This is a genomic window from Reyranella sp. GW821-FHT14A01 (genome assembly GCF_058803965.1).
Genome location: NZ_JBXAPM010000023.1, coordinates 24,171 through 43,431, shown reverse-complemented (window position 1 = coordinate 43,431; position 19,261 = coordinate 24,171). Strand labels below are relative to the sequence as shown.

Annotated in this window: 17 protein-coding genes; 10 read left to right on the top strand and 7 right to left on the bottom strand. The window is 64.1% G+C overall.

Annotated features, from left to right (window positions below; translation table 11 throughout):
- Positions 1-8: 8 nt before the first annotated feature.
- From AC1ROX_RS29095 to AC1ROX_RS29075, 5 genes are all read left to right on the top strand, one after another.
- Positions 9-302: a hypothetical protein gene (locus tag AC1ROX_RS29095; protein ID WP_493131958.1), complete on the top strand. Its 294-nt coding sequence runs from the start codon at positions 9-11 to the stop codon at positions 300-302.
- Positions 303-504: 202 nt separating this feature from the next.
- A complete protein-coding gene (locus tag AC1ROX_RS29090) occupies positions 505-1,692 on the top strand; it encodes a tyrosine-type recombinase/integrase (protein WP_493131957.1) in 1,188 nt (395 codons plus the stop codon).
- A 17-nt stretch (positions 1,693-1,709) separates the two neighbouring features.
- On the top strand, positions 1,710-2,258 hold the full coding sequence (locus AC1ROX_RS29085; protein ID WP_493131956.1) for a hypothetical protein: 549 nt from the start codon (positions 1,710-1,712) through the stop codon (positions 2,256-2,258).
- On the top strand, positions 2,255-2,542 hold the full coding sequence (locus AC1ROX_RS29080; RefSeq protein WP_493131955.1) for a hypothetical protein: 288 nt from the start codon (positions 2,255-2,257) through the stop codon (positions 2,540-2,542). The genes AC1ROX_RS29085 and AC1ROX_RS29080 overlap by 4 nt, the downstream gene beginning before the upstream one ends.
- Positions 2,543-2,782: 240 nt before the next feature.
- Positions 2,783-3,697, top strand: coding sequence for an HlyD family secretion protein (locus AC1ROX_RS29075; RefSeq protein ID WP_493131953.1), 915 nt, complete (start codon positions 2,783-2,785; stop codon positions 3,695-3,697).
- A 13-nt stretch (positions 3,698-3,710) separates the two neighbouring features.
- Here AC1ROX_RS29075 and AC1ROX_RS29070 read toward each other — a convergent pair whose 3' ends face one another.
- The 3 genes from AC1ROX_RS29070 to AC1ROX_RS29060 all read right to left on the bottom strand — a co-directional run bounded on the left by AC1ROX_RS29070 (position 3,711) and on the right by AC1ROX_RS29060 (position 8,927).
- Positions 3,711-5,720 carry a TRAP transporter permease gene (locus tag AC1ROX_RS29070; protein ID WP_493131951.1) on the bottom strand — a complete coding sequence of 670 codons (2,010 nt, stop codon included), beginning with the start codon at positions 5,718-5,720 and terminating at the stop codon, positions 3,711-3,713.
- 67 nt (positions 5,721-5,787) lie between these two features.
- The gene (locus AC1ROX_RS29065; RefSeq protein WP_493131949.1) at positions 5,788-6,759 is read right to left on the bottom strand and encodes a TAXI family TRAP transporter solute-binding subunit; all 972 of its coding nucleotides are present in this window, start codon (positions 6,757-6,759) and stop codon (positions 5,788-5,790) included.
- A 122-nt stretch (positions 6,760-6,881) separates the two neighbouring features.
- The gene (locus AC1ROX_RS29060) at positions 6,882-8,927 is read right to left on the bottom strand and encodes a sensor histidine kinase (protein WP_493131946.1); all 2,046 of its coding nucleotides are present in this window, start codon (positions 8,925-8,927) and stop codon (positions 6,882-6,884) included.
- Positions 8,928-9,087: 160 nt separating this feature from the next.
- On the opposite strand from AC1ROX_RS29060, the gene AC1ROX_RS29055 reads away from it, so the two are divergent.
- Entirely contained in the window at positions 9,088-9,588 is a 501-nt protein-coding gene (locus tag AC1ROX_RS29055; protein WP_493131944.1) for a hypothetical protein, read from the top strand.
- A gap of 66 nt (positions 9,589-9,654) precedes the next feature.
- Here AC1ROX_RS29055 and AC1ROX_RS29050 read toward each other — a convergent pair whose 3' ends face one another.
- Positions 9,655-10,185, bottom strand: a complete 531-nt coding sequence (locus AC1ROX_RS29050; RefSeq protein ID WP_493131942.1) for a hypothetical protein — start codon at positions 10,183-10,185, stop codon at positions 9,655-9,657.
- A 231-nt stretch (positions 10,186-10,416) separates the two neighbouring features.
- Here AC1ROX_RS29050 and AC1ROX_RS29045 point away from each other — a divergent pair, with 231 nt between their 5' ends.
- Positions 10,417-12,189: a flavin-containing monooxygenase gene (locus AC1ROX_RS29045; protein ID WP_493131940.1), complete on the top strand. Its 1,773-nt coding sequence runs from the start codon at positions 10,417-10,419 to the stop codon at positions 12,187-12,189.
- 175 nt (positions 12,190-12,364) lie between these two features.
- Here the strand turns inward: AC1ROX_RS29045 and AC1ROX_RS29040 are convergent, their stop codons facing one another.
- The gene (locus AC1ROX_RS29040) at positions 12,365-13,996 is read right to left on the bottom strand and encodes a hypothetical protein (protein WP_493131938.1); all 1,632 of its coding nucleotides are present in this window, start codon (positions 13,994-13,996) and stop codon (positions 12,365-12,367) included.
- 197 nt (positions 13,997-14,193) lie between these two features.
- A complete protein-coding gene (locus AC1ROX_RS29035; RefSeq protein ID WP_493131936.1) occupies positions 14,194-15,162 on the bottom strand; it encodes an exostosin domain-containing protein in 969 nt (322 codons plus the stop codon).
- A 686-nt stretch (positions 15,163-15,848) separates the two neighbouring features.
- Here AC1ROX_RS29035 and AC1ROX_RS29030 point away from each other — a divergent pair.
- Complete coding sequence (locus AC1ROX_RS29030; protein ID WP_493131933.1) at positions 15,849-16,136, top strand: hypothetical protein; 288 nt, start codon at positions 15,849-15,851, stop codon at positions 16,134-16,136.
- Positions 16,137-16,300: 164 nt separating this feature from the next.
- A complete protein-coding gene (locus AC1ROX_RS29025) occupies positions 16,301-17,011 on the top strand; it encodes a Crp/Fnr family transcriptional regulator (protein WP_493131931.1) in 711 nt (236 codons plus the stop codon).
- 6 nt (positions 17,012-17,017) lie between these two features.
- Here AC1ROX_RS29025 and AC1ROX_RS29020 read toward each other — a convergent pair whose 3' ends face one another.
- Positions 17,018-18,091: an ROK family protein gene (locus AC1ROX_RS29020; protein ID WP_493131929.1), complete on the bottom strand. Its 1,074-nt coding sequence runs from the start codon at positions 18,089-18,091 to the stop codon at positions 17,018-17,020.
- Between the two features lie 152 nt (positions 18,092-18,243).
- On the opposite strand from AC1ROX_RS29020, the gene AC1ROX_RS29015 reads away from it, so the two are divergent.
- Positions 18,244-19,218 (top strand): DNA topoisomerase IB, encoded by a 975-nt coding sequence (locus tag AC1ROX_RS29015; protein WP_493131927.1) that lies wholly within the window; start codon positions 18,244-18,246, stop codon positions 19,216-19,218.
- The last annotated feature ends 43 nt before the right edge of the window (positions 19,219-19,261 follow it).

The window sequence follows — 19,261 nt, the reverse complement described above, 5'->3', positions numbered from 1 at the left end:
GGCGCCGCATGAAGGCGTCGCCCCGTCCCTGGACACTGCAGGTCGTGCGCCAGCCGCTGACCGAGAACGTTTATTACGTCCGCATCAACGACGCGCACGGCAACAAGGTCGCCGCCCTGTCGGTCAACGCCATCGTCGGCGGCCGCGGCCTCGAGCAGGCGCTGGCCGACGCGAAGCTGATCGTCGCCCTCGCCAACAGCCCGGCCGCCGCCGAGTTCGAAGCCTCGCCGCGCAACGCTGCGCCGGTCGAGATCCCGGAGTCGGAGCGCGGGCCGGCCGGCGGGATGAAGAGGTTGCTGTGAGCGAGGCCGTCACCCGCCTCCCTTCCCGCGAGGAGCTGACACGGCTTTACTCGCGGGCGGAGGTCCGGGCATCCTTGGGATGGTCGGACGAGAAGCTGCGCCGGCGGCTGGCCAGGCTGCCGCAGGTCCGGCCGAGCGGGAACCGGCGGGGGCAGCAATTCACCGGCGCCGATATCTGGGCGCTGTATCGAGGGGGGATCGGGTGCCAAGGAAGTCAGGGCAAGGCTGGATCAAGGTCTACCACCCCGGCGAATACCGGGGCCGGGACGGCTGGCACGTCCGCGGCCGGGACCTCCATGGCCGGACGATCGAGGGCCGGCTCCCGCCGGCCGTCGCTACTGAGCGAGCTGCTGACCGCGTTGCCCGCCGACTTCTTGACGACGCCAACCGTCGTGCCCCTGATCCCGAACCCGAATCCCCGCCGGTAGACGACAGGCCGGACCATTCGTTCGAAGCCGCGGCGAAGGCCTACCGGCGCATCCGCCTGCCGAAGCCGGTGGAATGGGAGAGGATCGAGAAGCTGATCGCCTGCCCGCAGATCGGGCCCATCGATGTGGCCAAGCTGACCACCGACCAGGCGGCGACCTTCGCGGCCGCCAGCAAACCCGGCTGCAAGCCCGACACCTGGAATCGGGAGGTCATCACGCCCTACTCGGCGGTGCTGCACTACGCCTACGAGATCAAGTGGTGCGGCGACCCGCTGATCCGGCGCTTCCAGGAAGAGGAAGACGAGAACGTCGCGGTGACGCCCCTGCAGGTCGACCTGCTCGTCGCCAACGTCGACCGCACCGGCACCTATCGTGCCGGGGCGCATGCCCTGGTCGACCGCAATGCGCCCTACAAGGTCGCCCTGATCGAGTTCCTGCGCCTGCGCGGCTCGCGGATTTCCGACGCACTCGCCCTGAAGCGGGCCCGCGACCTCGACCTGCCAGGATGTCGCGTGCGCCTGACGATCGGCAAGCGCCGGAACAAGGTGATCTGGCTGCCTTTGTCGCCCACCGTCGTGGCGCTGTTCGCCAATCTGGCGCCCTGCGAGGGCGACCATGTGTTCCCGTGGCGGTCGCGATCGGGGGTCTACAAGTGGTTCACGCCGCTGACCCGGAGCCTCGGCCTCGGGACGACGCCGCACCAGTTCCGGCACGCGCTCGGCACGGAAATGAATGAATCGGAGGCAGGCCTGTTGAACCTCATGGGCGCCATGGGGTCGGCCAGCGTGAACAGCGTGCGGCGCTATGTCCGGCCGAGCCGGAAGAAGCTGACCGAGCTCGATCAGCGGCGGGCCAGGGAAGCCCGGGGCGGCGACCATCGCGAGATGGTGGCTAGGGATTTCGAGATTTCAGCGACGGCCGAACTGCCGGCCAACGTACTCCCCCTCAAGAGAAGCGCATGACAGGTCGACCTGCAGCGGTGTTCACACCGGACGGAAAGATAACCGTCTCCAAGCTCCAGGCAGCTCTCGATCAGGTTCGTGCCGCCATCTTCCTGTGGTCGCGGCAAGACAACCCGGTCGCCGTGCACACGCTGATCGCGGCGGCCCATGAAATCGTCCACACCCTCTACAAGAATGCGGGGCTCAGCGATCTCCTGTTCGACAGCGACAACATCACGGAGGAAGGTTTGCCTCTCTGGCGCGCCAAGCTGAGAGAGAAGGCCAATTTTTTCAAGCATGCCAATCGGGATCCCGATGCCTCGGCCGAGTTCAATCCCGAGATCAACGAGCTTCACATCCTCTTCACCCTGGTCGGGCTGAACAGGATGGGCGCTCCGATCGGTGTCGAAGCCAACATCTTCCTGAAGTGGTTCGAATTGAACCGGCCGGAACTCATGAAAGACTATCCGCTCGGCCGCCAATTCTCGCTTCCGGAACTGGACCGGATGCGACAATTCGGCCGACGGGAATTCTACGACGCTCTCATGGAGCTTCACCGGCGCCAGGCGGGAGAACGACTGTCATGATGGACCTGACCGGTTCTGACGACGATGACGAACAGCTATGGCATCCGAGTGGATGGTCGCCCGTCTATCTCGGATCACCGATCCCTCGCCAGCTCGTCGGCTTCACCTCCCTCCAAGTCGGCGTGTCCCGCTTCATGCTGAGCCGCCCGGCCAGAGGCGAGAGCGATATCGAAGGAATTTTCATCATGGACGGTGAAGCCCGTCGGCTCCTGGGGCGGGAATACTATGTGTGGGTGGTCGAATCCGGTGACCACAGGGACATGCCGGATTTTTGGCCCATTTAGGTGGGCAAATGAGTGGGCAAACCCGTAAGTCTTTGATATGACACGCCCCGCGCTGCCCTTGGTAAGGGGGAGGTCGACAGTTCAATCCTGTCCGGCAGCACCAGCGCTTACTCCTTGACGTCCATGGGGATACGGGCCCTTCTCCATAGGTGATGAAAACGGTCCGAAATGGCGCAAAGCAATAAAGTTGCATGGGTCGCGGCGGCAGTTGCCGTTGTCGCCCTGACCGTGGTTTTCGGCTTGCCCGACTTACAGATCGGCAGCGCCCAGAACCGGTCTGAGGTGAACGGGCCGCTGATTTCGCGCGGCTACACCGAGGCGCCGGCGGGCACGGCCGTCATCGCCGGCGACCCGGCCGGCGGCTCCGTCCTGACCGAGCTGCGCGTCAAGAACGGCCAGGCGGTCAAGCGCGACGAGGTGATCGCGGTTCTGAACAACTACGCCGCGGCGGATGTCGAAGTGCGCCGGATCGAATCGGAGATCGCCAAGGCGCGCCGGCAGCGCGAGTCGATGGTCTCGGGCTATCGGACGGCCGAAATCGCCCTGCAGGAAATATCGGTGAAGTCGGCATCGGAAGAGAACCGGCTGAAGGACCTCGAACTCTCCCGGTCGAGCGTGCCGCCCGACCAGAAGCAGCTCCAGTCCAACCTTGCCCAGCAGACGCTGGAGCGCGAGGAAGCCAAGCTCAAATTCCAGAAGGAAGTGCTCAGGGCCGACCTCGCGCAGACCGAGGCCAACATCGCCATCTTCGAAGCCAAGCTCGACGAAGCCAAGATGGAGCGCGAGCTGGCCCTGGTGCGCTCGCCGCTCGACGGCGTGGTGGTCGATATCTACACCCGCCAGGGCGAGCGCATCTCGTTCCGTGGCATCACCAAGATCGTCGATCTCAACCAGATCCGCATCTTCGCCGACGTCGACGAGATCCATCTGCGCGCCGTGAAGCCGGGCGGCAAGGTCGAGTTCACCTTCCAGGGCAGCCGGACCATCCATGTCGGCACGATCACGCGCACGCCGTTGACGGTGAAGCGCACCAAGCGGTCGGAGGCCGACCTCGGCGAATCCAATGCACGCCTGGTCGAGGTCGAGATCAAGCCCGACGACCCGCAGACCATTCCCCAGATGCTGGGCCGCGAAGCCCGCGTCATCTTCCAGTAGGGCTGAGCGAAGCTCAGCCCGTCGCCGCCGCCGCCCGCCTGGGCTGTTTGTATTCGTAGGTGATGACCGCCACCAGGATCGCCAGCCCGATCAGGCGCGCGGCGACAAGGCCGCCCACCCAGTCGTCGATCACCCCCGGGAAAGTGAGCGCGATGCCGGCCAGGCCGCAGATCACGCGGGTGCCGACGTTGAGGGGCCGCCATAGATGGCCCTGCGCCGCCACCGCCAGCGCCACGATGCCGCCCGTCGCGCCCAGGGTGACCCAGGGGATCCAGAGCCAGCTCATGTTCTTCGGCGTCTCGAGCAGCAGGCCGATGCCGATCGGGTCGAGCACGAAGATGAACGGCACCAGGAAGGCCGGCAGCGCGTACTTCCAGCTCTGCAACGTCGTCACGTAGGGATCGGCGCGCGTGATCGTGGCGGCGGCGAACGGCGCCAGTGCGGTCGGCGGCGACACTTCCGAGAGCACCGCGTAGTAGAAGATGAACATGTGCGCGGCATAGTCCGGGATGCCGAGCTTGATCAGCGCCGGCGCCGCGATGACGGCGCACATGATGTAGGACGCGGTCACCGGCACAGCGAGGCCGACCACCCAGACGATCAGCGCCGTGTACATCGCCGTCCAGAAGACCGAGCCGCCGGCCAGGTCGATCACGATCGACGAGAACTTGAGTGCGAGGCCGGTCTTGGTGATGACGCCGACGATCAAGCCGGCGCAGGCGCAGGTGGCGGCGACGCCCAACGCCTGGATCGAGCCGTCCGCCAGGGCCTTGAAGAGCCGGCTGGGCCACAACGCCGTGTCGGCGCGCAGGTAGCTCACCAGGATGGCGAGCAGGATCGACCAGAAGACGGCATAGGTCGCCGAGAAGCCCCACACCATCAGCACGACGACCGAGATCAGCGACGTGAAGTGGAAGCCGTAGCGCGTCAGCAGCTGGGACATGGTGAGATCGACGGTGGGATCGACGGCGCGCAGCCCGTACTTGCGCGAGTCGATCTCGGTCATCATCAGCAGGCCGAAGTAGTAGAGGCAGGTCGGGATCAGCGCCATCCGGACGATGTCGAGGTACGACATCTTCAGGTACTCGGCGATCAGGAAGGCCGCGGCGCCCAGCACCGGCGGCGACAGGATGGCGCCCAGGCCGCCCGCCGCCAACAGGCCGCCGGCCGCCGACTTGCCGTATCCCGCCTCCTTCATGATCGGCCAGGCAACGGTGCCGATGGTCACGGTGGTGGCAACGCCGGAGCCCGACGGGCCGCCCAGCAGGAACGACGACAGCACGACCGCGCGGCCGGCCGCATTGGGCTGGCCCTTCATGGCACGCAGCGAGAAATCGATGAAGAACTGACCGGCGCCCGAGGCCTGCAGGATGGCGCCGAAGATCGTGAACAGGATGATCAGCGTGGCCGACACGTCGATGGCCGAGCCGAAGATGCCGTTCAGGGTCATGTATTCTTCGGCGATCATGTCGGACAGCGGATAGCCCTTGTGCTTCCACGGTGACGGCAGGTAGTTGCCCCACAGCGCATAGGCGAAGAACACCATCGACAGGATCGGCATGATCCAGCCGGTCGCGCGGCGCGTCGATTCCAGCACCAGCAGGATCAGGAGACCGCCGATCACCAGGTCGGTCTGGGTCGGCGAAACGTAGCGGTCGAGGAAGTTGTCGGACTCGGCAAAGTCCGTCCAGCTGCCGCCCGTCATCATGTACCAGATGACGGCGACCGACAGGACGGCAGCCGCAATGTCCCAGGGGGCGACCCGGTTGCGCCAGCTCTTCGCCGCCGGGAACAGCAGGAAGACCAGCGCCAGCGCGTAGGCGACATGGATCTCGCGCAGCGACTGCGTGTCGACGGTCGAGGCCGCGGCGTAGAGGTGGAAGATGGTCATGGTGAAGGCAATGAAGGTGAGGACCTTGCCCCACCAGCCCACGAACTTGTGGACGCCGCCCTCTTCCTGCTCGACGAGCTCCTCGATCTTGCGCTTTTCCTCGTCGCTCAGCAGTTCGGCCTGGACCGTCATCGTATTTCCCACTTCCAATGGAAACGGGGCCCTCCTGGTGGGAGGGCCCCGCTCGGCTTCTTGTCGATTACGAGAGCTTGATGCCCTTTTCAGTGAAGAACTTCACAGCGCCGGGATGGAACGGCACCGACGAATTGGCTGCCTTCTGGTTCTCCGGCGTCATGTCGATCGCGGCCTTGTGCGTGGCGACCAGGTCGGCCTGATTGTCCCACAGGGTCTTGGTAATGGTGTAGGCCTGATCGTCCGTCATCGACGCCGGCACGACGAGGATGTTCCAGATGGCGATCACGGGCACCGCCGCGTCTTGGTTCGGATAGGCCTTGGCCGGAATCTGGCTGGCGGCGAAGACGGGACCGTACTTCTTGTTCAGCGCCGGCACGAGCTCGGCCGTCGAGATCAGCTTGATCTTGATGCCCTGGGTGGCGGCAAGATCGGTGATCGCCGCGACCGGCGGGCCACCGTTGAAGAAGTAGCCGTCGAGCTTGCCGTCCTTCATGGCGTTCGTGCTCTCGGCCGGCGACAGGCGCTCGCGCTTGATGTCGCTGAGCTTGAGGCCGAGCTCCTCGATGATGCGCAGCGCGGTGACTTCCGAGCCGCTGACCGGGGCGCTGGTCGAGATGCGCTTGCCCTTGATGTCGGACAGCTTGTTGATGCCCGTGCCTTCCATGGTCACGAAGTGCACCAGGTTCGGGTAGACCACGGCCAGGGTGCGCGACTCGACCGGCTTGCCGACGAACTTGTCGAGACCCTTGATGCCGTCATAGGCGGTATCGCACTGGGTCAGCGCCATCTGCGCCTTGCCGTCGCGAATCATGTGCATGTTGGCGACCGAGCCGGCCGTCGCCTCGGCGGTGACCGCCCAGCCCGGGACCTTCTTGCTCAGGATGTTCGCCATGGCGCCGCCCAGCGGATAGTAGACGGCGCCCGTGGTGCCCGTGGCGATCGAGAACTGGGTCTGGGCCAAGGCCGGCAGCGACCCGCCGACCAGACCGAAGGCGCCCGCGGCCGAGCCGGCGGCAAGAAACTGACGTCGATTCATAATGAAGCTCCCATTTTCGTTCGTTTCACTCCCCGAACTGCGCGGAAGAAACCACGTCTCCCGCAGCGAGGCAACACGCACAAAATGGCGGTTTTTCGGAACTTCGACTCCGCTTGCCGGAATCACGCTCCCGCACGCGGCACTGTGAATTGCAGCCGGCAGCGCAGCCCCGACGGTGCGAAGTCCATCTCGAGCCGGGCGTCGAGCTGCCGCGCACTCGCCTTCAGGAGCCTCGAGCCGAAACCCGTGCTCGCCGGAGCGACGACGGTGGCGCCCCCGCTCTCCTCCCACACGAGATCGATCTCGGCCGCCACAAGATCGTTGCCGACCCGCCAGCCGATCGACAGCCGGCCGTCGGCCGCCGCCAGGGCACCGTACTTGGCGGAGTTGGCGGCGAGCTCGTGCAGCATCATGCTGAGCGTGATGGTGGCGCCGGCGGGAATGATCACCGGGTCGCCCGTGACCTCGATGACCCGCCCGCCGTCGGCGAAGGGCGCCATGGCGGCGTCGACGATGTCGCGCAGCGACGCGCCGGTCCAGGATTCGCGCGTCAGGAGATTGTGGGCCCGCGCGAGCGATCCCAACCGGTCCTCGAAGGCGCGCGCGAATTCCTTGGGGTCGCTGCGCGTGCGCAGCGTCTGCTGCGCCAGCGACTGCACGATCGCCAGCGTGTTCTTGACGCGATGGTTCAGCTCGTCGAACAGCAGGCGCTGGCGCTGCTCGGCGTCCTTGAGATCCGTGATGTCGAGCAGGACGCCCACGACACGCACGATCTTGCCGGTTGCGGGATCGGCCGTGGCCTGCCCCCGGTCCATGACCCAGCGCACGGCGCCGTCAGGCCGGCGAATACGGTATTCGAGCTGATACGGGCCCTGCTCGCCGGTAATGATGAGCCGCTTGCGCCGGCCGACATCCTCGCGGTCCTCGGGATGGACGAAGGCGAGACCCGATTCGAAAGGCGGAGCCGTGTCCGATTCGTCCGCGCCGAGGATGCGCCGAAGCTGCGGCGAGCGGATCACGCGATCAGCCGCCACGTCATATTCATGGGCACCGAACTGCGCGGCGTCGGCGGCCGAGCGGAGCTGCTGTTCGCTTCGGCGCAGGGCCGCCGTTCGCGAGGCCAGTTCATCGCGCGCCACGCCCAGCGCCTCGTTCACCGCGTTGATCTCCACCACCCGCGACGGGCGGACCTCGAACGGCTCCTCGCGGCCGAGCGCGCGCGCCGCCGCCGTTGCCGCCGCTAGCGGCCGGGTGAGCTGCCGGCCGAACAGGATCGCAAGCCCCAGCACGAGGAGGGCGACAGCCACGATGGTGCCGCCCCACAGCCAGAGCGATTGCAGGATCTGCGCCTGAATGGTTCCCACGGGCGCGTTCACGCCCACCCCCCAGCCGGAGAACCTGCTGCGAGCAAAGGCGTGCAGGACCTCGGTGCCATCGAGGCTCGTCGTTTCGTAGGCCTTGAGCACACGAGCCTCGTCGCGCAATCGCAAGGGGATCCGCGTGCCGATCAGGCGGCCATCATCCTTTGAATGAGCGATGACGAGGCCGTTGCCGTCCCAGATCGTGGTGTTCCATTGCGGCGGCAACCCCTGCCCCGCAAGCAACGGCTGCAGCGCCGACGGCCGCAGGCTGAGGCTCAGCACATACCGCAGCTGGTCGCCTTCGAGGATCGGGATGGCGATGCCGAAGACGACTTCACGTGAGGCGAGGCTGGTGAAGAGGTTGGAGACGACGGGCTGATGCGTACGCCGGATCGTGTCGAGCATGTCCGGGTTGCCGGTGAGACGCGGCGCCTGTCCAAACGGCAGGTACGTGTTCACGAGCTGGTGTCCCTGCGGATCGATCAGGACGACGCCTCCCTTGTCGCGGAGGCTGAGCGTCGCGCGGGCATGGAAGCCGGCATAGTCCTCGCCGGCCAGCGAGCGTGAACTGATAAGCGTCTGCAAAATCGTGAAATGGCGGTCTATGTCGCGATCGAGATCGGCGACCAGATCCTCCGCCACCTGGACCAGCCGCTGCTCGATCTGCTGACGTTCGGCGCTGACGGTCCGGTACAGCAGCACGCCCAGCAAAGCCAGCAGCGGCAGGGCAATGATCGAGGCGAGCAGCGCGAGATGGATCGCGGCCGGCCAGACGCCTGTGGATGAATGATCCGGACGGGATGTCATTTATCGATGATGTCGCCGCAATGCCTGCACACCTTTGTAACCGGGACGCGGGCGCCCCGATACCGCCCCATTGAGGAACAGAATGGCGGGACAGGCGTTACGCCAGCCCAAGGCCGGCCGAGCGCATTTTAACGAAATAAACGTCGTGTAAGCTTATCGCGTGATTCACAATCTCACCCTCGTCCATCTGTTGCTGGCGGCCGCGGCCGGAGGTTGCATCTATCTTTCCCTTCGCGAGGTGCGCCGGCGCTACATTTCCATCTGGCGCCTCTTCGCTCCTGCCTTCCTCGCCCTGTTCGTGGGCTGCGTCCTCTCGCTCCTCCAGTTCGCCGAACGCCAACCGCCGTGGATATTCGGTGCAGCACTTGCTGCCGGGTTCGTGGTCGGCTCCGCGCGCGGCATGACGATCGGTATCCAGCACGACATGTATCGGCCGCAGGTCAATCTCTCGCACGCCGCCAAGCTCCTGCTCCTCTGGGTGGCCGTCGTCGTGGGTGTTGCCGTGGCCATCGAATGGGTGGGTGCCTTCTTCAACAGCCCCGGCCTGGAAATTTTACGCCTGGGAGCGGCCCTCGTCGCCATGCTCTGCGCGGGCGCCATACTGGGCCGGGCCCTGCTCCTCACGATCCGCCTGCACCGTGCCAACCGCGGTGGCGCCTGAAAAGGTTGCACGCCGTCCGCGCGAAACAGGGGATGAATCGGTGGAGAGCGGGGAAAGCTCGCCCGTTCAGGGCTGGCGCGGCGACAGGCTGAAGGACTCGAAGAAGCGGCGCGTGGCCGGCGCCGTCTGGACGCCGGCCCTTCCGACGACGATGAGCTGATAGAGCGTATCGCCGGCATAGACCGCGCGGGTCGCCAGGATCCAGCCCTCCTCCTCATGGACATAGTCGCGGGCCGGGGCACCGGAAACGGTGAGCGGGCGGTCGGAGAGCAGGTGGCCCGGCCGGCCGTCCCGGCTGTTCAGCAGCATCTGCGCCGGCGTGAGATCCGGGGGCATCTTCCGGTAGGCCGTGTGGGAGAAGAAGTATTCGGTGGCGCCCAGGGTGACGGTCCGCTCGGTCTGGTCGACGACCTCGCCGGTGCCGTTGACCGTCACCTCCTGAACGGAGAATTCGGGCGGCCCGGGCATATCGATCTTGAAGCCGCCCTCCTTCACCTCCGTCCATTGCTGCGCGACGGCAGGCGAGATCACACCCGCGATCAGAGCAAGGCTTGCCAGCACGACGCAAAAGGCGCGCGCGACCCGTGATAGTGACATGACGTCCCCCGCTCTCCCCAGAGCTGCGGCCATTTTCACACGATCGGTCGGCGGGTGCAAAAAAGCCCCGTTTCCTTGCGGAAACGGGGCGCCAGTCCTTTGGGGAGAGGAATGGCCCAAAGGCAAAAGGCCATTCTCGACTGGATGAACGCCCTTCCATTCGATTCCGTTCCAAACGAATACGCTTCCTTCTCTGTTGTCTTGGCGGACCCGATTCGACAGGGTCGATGCATGGATGCCGAATTGAACCGTGATGCGAAACACATCGTCAGCGACTGGCTCGCCGACCTGAAATCAGCCCTCGAGGCCCGCGACGCCGACAGACTTGGAGCGCTGTTTCGGCCGGACGCCGACTGGCGCGATATCGTTGCGCTGACCGACACCATCGAAACCGTGAGCGATCGCACGGAAGTCGCCCGGCGGCTGATCGAAGGAGCGGCTGCCAGCGGCGCCCAAGGCTTCGCGATCGACCCCGAGCGTTATCCGCCCCGCGACGTGGAGCGTGCCGGCGAGGCCTGCGTCGAGGCCATCCTGGTCTTCACGACCGCGATGGGCACCGGCGCGGGCATCGTGCGGCTGAAGCGCAGCGACTGCCGCGCCGGCCTCGCCATGGCATGGACGCTGATGACCTCGCTGGAATCGCTGCGCGGCCACGAGGAAGAGACGATCCTGGAGAAGGCCGAGGAGCCGGCGTTCGAGCGCGACTTCCATGGGCCCAACTGGCTCGATCGCCGGCGAGAGGCCTCACGCTATGCCGATCGCGACCCCGCGGTCCTGATCGTGGGCGGCGGCCATGCCGGCATCACGGCGGCGGCGCGCCTCAAGGCCCTGGGCGTCGAGGCACTGGTCGTCGATCGCATGGCGCGGGTCGGCGACAACTGGCGCAAGCGCTATCACGGGCTGAAGCTGCACAACCAGAAGCATTCCAATCACTTCCCCTACCTGCCCTTTCCCAAGACCTGGCCGAAATACATTCCCAAGGACAAGATCGCGAACTGGCTCGAAGCCTATGTCGAGACCATGGAAATCGACTTCTGGACCGGCACGAACTTCAAGGGGGCGACCTGGGATCCCGGCGCGAGGCGGTGGACGGCCGAACTCGACATGAACGTGGCCGACGGCGTCCATCGCACGCTGCATCCGCGCCACATCGTGATGGCGACCAGCGTGAGCGGCACGCCGAACATTCCCGACATTCCCACCCTCGATCGCTTCAAGGGCACGGTCGTCCATTCGAGCAAGTTCGCAAGCGGCGCGGAATGGAAGGACCGGCCCGTCCATGTCTTCGGCACCGGCACCAGCGCGCACGACATCGCGCAGGACCTGCACGGCAACGGCGCCCGCGTCACCCTCGTGCAGCGCAGTCCCACGCTGATCGTCAACGTCGAGCCCGGCGCACAGCTTTATGACGGCATCTACTACGGCAAGGGCCCGACGCTCGAGGACCGCGACCTGATCAACGTGTCGGCGCCGCTGCGGGTGATGAAGAAGGCCCATCGTATTCTCACCGACCAGGCGCGGGCGCATGACGCGCCGCTGCTCGAAGCCCTGGAGCGCGTGGGTTTCCGGCTGGAGTTCGGCGAGGACGGCACGGGCTGGCCCCTCAAATACCGGGGCCGCGGCGGCGGCTATTATTTCAACGTCGGCGCCTCCGACCTCGTGGCGAAGGGCGAGATCGGCTTGATCCAGTATGCCGACATCGCCGCGTTCACCGCGACCGGGCTTGCGATGAAGGACGGGAGCGAACGCCTCTCCGATCTCATCGTGTTGGCGACCGGCTACAAGGGCCAGGATCATCTGGTCGAGCAGCTTTTCGGGCCGGAGATCGCCCGCAAGGTCGGGCCCGTCTGGGGCTTCGACGACCGCACTCAGGAATTGCGCAACATGTGGATACCGACGGCGCAGCCCGGATTGTGGTTTCAGGGCGGCTCCTTCGCCCAGTGCCGGATGTACTCGAAGTATCTGGCCCTACAGATCAAAGCGGCGGAGGTCGGCCCGTCCTAGGCGTGTGGACAGTTGCCTGACAGGAAGCGGCCAAACGCTTCTTCTACCAAACCCACGATCCGCTCGCGGCCATCTCGCCGACTTCGTGAGGATCTGCAAGTACGCCCAGCGAGGAGCTACCTTTTTTCTCGACCAGTCGATGGAAAATGAACTTGGGCACGAACCACCCCCTTTGTCATTTTGGACATCCTCGCTGGTGCCCCGTCTCGTTGACGGCCGCCTTGCTCTTGAACACCGAGAGGATCACCTCACCGTCGACCTTGATCTGATAGTAGGGCTCATATTGGGCCAAGTACTTGTGGTCGTCCTTATCCTTTTCCATACGATAGTTGGTGAACAGATAATGCGGCACCGAGTTGTCGGTTGTTATTCGCACCCGCTCACGATCCCTCGGCGACAGCAGATATGTGCTTGTGTCGAGTGTCAGGAAGCTGCCTGCCTTGACATAGATCGGATCGCACTGATCTCGGCTCAGCACATATTCTAGACCACGCCGCGTGCTCAATCCCCAATAGTCGAGTTCGTACTGGGTGCGCAGATTAGATCCAGCAAGCAAGTTGAAGTAGACGTTTTGATAAGGATGCGCTCGCCACATCCATGCTGCCGTCAGCGTGAGGGATGCGGCAGTCCCCAAGACGACAGCCCCTCGTTGAAAATGCGGCAGCACGGCGCCGTTTGCCAACACCTGCCATCCTCTAACCGCGACCAACAAAAATGCCGGATAGATGAAGTAGAGGTGTCGCCAGCCATCATACAATACTGCGCGTGAAAGTATGGCGCCCGCTACGGGTGCCACGGCCAAGCCCAGAAACACCAGATCCTGAAGCTCTGCGTCGCTCCTCCAGAGACCGAGCCGCGCCTTCACGAGTCGCCGGCAGGTTGCTACTACGCCGACAATAAACGCGACGAGATAAAGCAGCGGCGTCGTGATCAGTATCCATACTGGAGCATAGTGCCAAGGAAGCTCGGTGCTGCGAACGAAGTCGCCCCTGTACAGGACGGGACCATCCCATCTAGAGAACTTTGACATCGAAGCGACCGCTTGCGCGAAGCGACCGAGCGGATCCGCCCAAAGCCAAGGCCACATCAGGATAGTGAACAGCGCCGCAGCAAGCGTGTAGATGGCCAAGCCGGAGACACAACCTCGCCAAGTTTCTTCTCGCTTAACCGCTCGTGCAGTGAGGAGGATAAACGTCACTGCAAGAAGCAAAATACCCGCGATCCGAATATCAATGGCAAAGGCCGTTGCGAATGCATGAAGTATCGCGGTCACTGGTCGCGGCCTCAACACAAACGCAATCATCGTGTTCATGGCGATGGCGACTGCAGCCATGAACACTGCATCTTTGGAATTGTAGAAGGAGTCAGCAAAGAGCCGTGGTGATAGTATGAGGAACGCGACGGCCAATGCCCCAAGGCCGCGGCTGGCGAAACGGCGGTACGCGAGACTATAGACGGCAAAAGCTCCACCCAGGCTGACCAGGAAAGTGAGCAAGTGGCGGAGAAAAAAAACGTCCCTTTTGTCGGTTAGCCCCAGCACCGCCTCAAGAATTAACGCAGGCACCTCGAAGGCAACCCCGTAATCCTTGTCCCTAAACTGATCGAGCGGTGGCAAGGCCGCCAGGGCGGGAGTGAGTTGTGACGGCGCGAATTGCTCTATCAAATACCTTATCGTCACCGCGCCAATTATACGCTGGGCGCCTTCGTCGAACGAAAATCCATAGTCGCGATGAATAGCGACGCCAAGCAACAACAATGCGGCGAAGAGAAGAAGAACGCACAGTTTCTGGTAGGTTAGAATGGGCAATTGAACCAACTGGAGTACTAGGACATATCGAGCTGGCAATTTCTAGCGCGAACATCTAAGGGAGTTAAAGTGCATGGCGTCGGCACAGCATCTTGCTCCCTTTGCAGCAAAGTGCCGCCAGTCAATAAATACACACGAGTGGCTGTGTCGCCGAGACTTCCTTCCTCTCCTCAGCGACTTGCGGAATGGCTTCAGCCTCAGCGCGAACGTAACCTTGAAATCGTGCTTATTGCCGTTTGCCGAACGGCAACCGCGCTCCGCCGCACTGGCCAGCCAAGCCGGTACGCCACCTCCGGTAGCCGCCGAGCCCGCCGTATATCGTCGATCGACCTATGCACGAGAGCGCCCATGCCGCTGGGACTAAACCAGCATTCCCACTGTTGTTGGGCTCGATGCGCCATGGTTTCCCAACGCGGCAGCGCCTCGAGACAAATTTCAGGCAAGGAAGCGATGTGTCGCTCATGCACACGAAGCGAGCAGCTTTCCCAGTCAACCCAGGACGATGGCACCCATTGATCTGAAAGAATTACCGGAACGCGTCCACTCTGCATAACTTCGAACAAGCGATAGGATGATACGCCGACTCCACGCGGGCAGAGAACGAACCGGCTTTGCCTGACGTTCAACGCATATTGCTGCTTGAACCCGATCTGCTGCGCGGCGCCGGTGTTCTCCCAAAAGGGCTCCGTCCTCTCAATGAGCACGTCGTCGCGACCATAGTTCGCTGCAAAAAGTCGACCTCGGACAGCAGATGTCAGATTTCCCTGAAAACTGAAGAGCCAGCGAATATTGGTCTTAAGGTCGCCGTCGGCGCAGATATACTCGTTGAACGACTGCATGTAGCAGCCGGTACGATGGCGGCGGGCGCTGAAAAGGTATCGCCTCAAGGAGGAATACAGGCCTGGATAAAGCCCGATCGGCGAATCCTGGGTGTCGAACACGAAGCACTTCTCCGGATATTCCGCATAGGCTCCGGAACGAGCGATGTTTTCAATGATCTCGGGATAGCTCGACCTACAGTCGGCCAACGTGATCAATACTGCATCTGCCTCACGGCCCCCGCCAACCAGCTGGAAATGGCCTGCACGCTGCCAGTTTTCGGCAATGTCCAGCCATCGTGCGCGAGCCCAATCCGATTCATGAATCGTATCAACGAAAAGCTTCATCAGTATCCGGACCTTCAGATCAACACGTAGTCGCCAAACGATGAGACAACCCGTCACTACGATCGAACGCGCACTTCTAGACAAGCGTATGATGCCATGTGACGCTTCAAGACTACCAACAACTAGGGCTCAAGCCCGCTGCGTATATAGGGGAAGAGTGACTTAGCGATTCTGTGCTGACAAGGAGCGTGCAAGGGCGTCCTGTCGCGACTAGCTCCGGCCCAAGCTGCCAAAGCTTGCTCTCCTGATGGACCATGCCGAACCCAACGCGCTCGCCTACTCGAGCTTCCCAGCACCGGGCAAAGCTTCACGTGGTTCCCGTTAGCCATGATCCGCTTGGCGGCCTGCCGATCCGGCCGACTGATCGATCTGGCACTGCTCGGGATCGTCGTACTTACGAACGGTAACCACAGCTCGCTAGCGATTCCGTGAACCCGACACCAGAGCCGCCGTTCCCGCCGTCTACCGGCTCAAGGACTTCCGGCGCCCCTCCCCCCAGGCACTACGGTGGGTTCGCCAGACACCTCCTCGCTTCAGGCTGTCTTGTCGCTGCTGTCGTGGACCGATCGCAAGCAGAAATCTACAAAAAGGCCCCCAGCCGGAACCCCTGTTCCAGGACCCCGTTGCACGACCTGCCGGCTTTAAGATGGCCGGTCGTGTCCACTGGGATCAGGGAGCCGCGAGATATGCCGACCGCACAGGTGCGGATCAGCGCCGAGGAACAACGCCTTCTGAGAGCGCTCTCCGTCGGCCAAACCGTAAAGCTTCCGTCGGCGCACCGATTGCGTCTCGAATTGCTGGGGCTTTTGCATGATGGTCCCAACGGTCCGCGCCTGACCCCTTTGGGCCGCCGCCATGCAGAGGCCGCGGTGACCGAGGAAGAGACCAAGTTGCGAACCGCCGAAAGCGAGGGCCCCGTGAAGCGTGACCGGTTGGGGCGGCGCATGCCTCATGGCCGGGCTTTGCCGTTCTGAGCCGGGATCGTTTTATGTCGACACGGTCCGCGCCTCTTTCTTCGTTCGTTACGGAACAGACCGGCAAACCGACACGTGCGTACAGTCGAGAACGTTCCAAGGCCGATCAACAGGCTGCTCGTGACAGTCACCGCAGTGCCCCGGCGAACGAGGAAACGACTGTAGTGACGTCTGTCTTCGAGCCGAAGAATCTTTTCCTGTCAGCCCTGCCGGCCGCCGAGCAAGCGCGGTTGAGGCCGTATCTCTCCTTCCAGCGGCTGCCCCAGGGGTTGGTTCTGCAGGAGCCGGAACAGCGGATCGAACATGTCTACTTCCTCGAAAGCGGCATGGTTTCGCTGGTGGCCATGATGCAGGACGGGGCGGCGATCGAAACGGCAACTCTGGGTCGTGAGGCCATCCTCGGAGCGCTATCCGCACTGGGTGCACACAAGGCCGGTACCCGGGCCATCGTCCAGATCGACGGGACGGCGTGGCGCATGCCGGCGGCCGATTTCCGGACCGCCGTCGGCCAGAGCCCTCTCCTGCGCAAGGTGGCCCTGCTGAGCAGCGAGCTGATGATGGCTCAAATGCAGCAGACGGCGGCCTGCAACGCCCTGCACACGGCGGATCGGCGGTTGTGCCGCTGGATCGTCCAGGTTCGCGATCGCATCGATGACGACGTGATTCGCCTGACCCACGATTTCCTCGCCCAGATGCTCGCCGTGAGACGTCCAACCGTGAGCCTGATCGCCTACGGGCTTCAGCAGGCCGGCCTGATCCGCTACCAGCGCGGCAAGATCGCGATTCTCGACCGCGCGGGGCTCGAGCGCGGCGCCTGCGAATGCGTCGGCGCCTTGCGCGAGAAGACGCAGCGCGTGATTGCCGAAATCACCTGAAGCGCTTCATTCTGGCGGGCGATTGGTGAAGCGCGCGTTGCCCAGGCCGGTCCCGATCGTCAGCACGCCCCAGCGTTCCACGTCCTTCATTTGGGGAACTTCGCTCAGCCCCTGCACCACGGCATCGTTGTGGATCATAAGCGCCGGCTCATGACCGTCCACGCGCGGCAGGCGCCCCGCCAGGGCGGAGATGAGATTGAACCCGTCCTCCTGCCAGTTGCCGGGAAGGTTCTGCCCGCCATTCAGGATTGCGCCCTGCTCGTCGATGAGACCGGGACAGCCGATGCCCATGAACGGGGCCAGCTTGAGTTTTGCCGCGGCTGCGCGCTCGATCAGGCTTGCCGTCATTTCGGCCAGCCGCGCGACGGCCTGGTCGCGGGTCGGCTTGTCATCGCGATGATGCCAATGCTGCATCTTCCAGACGGCAGCATTGGAAACATCGCCCTTCTTCATCCTGAGCTCGACGATGCCGACCCTCAGGTTCGTTCCGCCGATATCGGCGGCAATGATCGCGTCATGGCCCGCCAGCACCCAGGTCGGTGCGAGCTGTACCGCGCCGATGAGGCCGGCTTCATCCGGATGATTGCCGATGGGGATCAGCTCTATGGCGGTCCCTTCGCCGGCAAGCAGGACCTGGGCGCGTCCCATCGCGAGTCGACCGAGATGGCTGGAACTCAAGCCGCCACCGATCACGATACGCTCGGTTCCTCGCCAGCCTTCGAGTCGCAGGAAGCGCCGCACCACGGTGGCCAGTTCATGGGCGAATTCTTCGATGGCGGTATGAACCAGTCCTGCCGCGACCGTGTCGGTTCCGGCCAGCACCTTGTCTAGCTTTGACTTCGGGATCTCGCCCGTCGGCGTATCGCCGAAAGGATCCTCGTCCAGCGACGCCCCGACGCGTTCGCGCCAATCGTCGAGGATCGCGCGGAAGGCACGTCCGCTGGCACGGTCGCCCACGAAGCCCTCCTCGTCCCGGAGTTCCTCGTTGTAGGTGTCGACGGTCACGGCAGGCAGCACCCGCGCCCCATGGCCAAGCACCGACGGGGGTGCCGCATTGTCTGGCAGGCTGATGCTATCCACTTACTTCCTCCCCGCGGCGAGACCGATGCGCCGCAGCAGAACTGCAACGGCCAGGAGGGCCGTGGGGTTGCCTGCAACGAATCCTCTCCGTCGTTCGTTGGCGCCGCATGTCCCGGATTTCACCGACTGAACGACTGATGCGTGAGAATGGGTTGAAGCGTGGGACGCAGGAGACGCTGGTCCTGCGTCGCCAACGCTGTGGCAAGGGCTTCCGCTTCGTCGATGCCGAAGGCTCGACGATCAAGGATGCTGCCACGATTGCGCGCCTGAAATCGCTCGCGATGCCGCCCGCCTATGCGAACGTGCGCTATGCGGCGGACTGTGCGCTGCACCTCCAGGCGGTGGGCGAAGACGCCGCCGGCCGGCTGCAGTATCGCTACCATCCGAACTGGCTTCAGGTTCGCGAAGGCCTCAAGGCGCGCAAGCTGCAGAACATCGCCAGGACGCTGCCTGCGATCAGCCGGGCGGTCCGCCGCTTCCTGCGCGCCGAGGACACGGATGCGCGCCAGGCGACAGCGGCGGCCGTCGTATATCTCGTGTCGAAGACGGCGCTGCGGGCCGGCAGCGACTCCTATGCCCGCGAACGGGGAACACGCGGCGCGACGACTCTCCTCAAATCGAACGTGCAGATCGACGGCGGCATCGTGCGACTCCATTTTCGCGGCAAGGGCGCCAAGATGGTGACGCGCGAGATCCGGGATCGCACCCTCGTCACCACCTGCAGAAGCCTCATGACCCTACCGGGCCGGCGCCTGTTCCAGTATCGCGGGCGCGACGGCACGTTGCACGCCGTGAGGGCCGCCGACGTGAACGCCTTCCTTCGGGAAGTGTCCGGCGTGACGGTGTCGCTCAAGGACTTCCGCACCCTCGTCGCCTCCGCGGGCGTCATGAAGGCCCTGTCTGACGCACCTCCCGCCGAGACCGAGCGCGCCCGCAAGACCCTCCTTCGCGACGCCATCGCGGCGGCGGCCGAGGACCTCGCCAACACGCCGACTGTTTGCCGCAAGAGCTATGTCCACGAAGCGGTCATCGCCGCCTTCGAGGAAGGCGGCTTGCCGGCCGCAGCCGGTCGCACCCTCGAAGGAACCGCACAGGCGCTTGCCCGCGTCGTCGCCCGCCACCGCTGATCCACGGATCGCTGGAACAACATTCCTCAGGCGACGTTTCCTC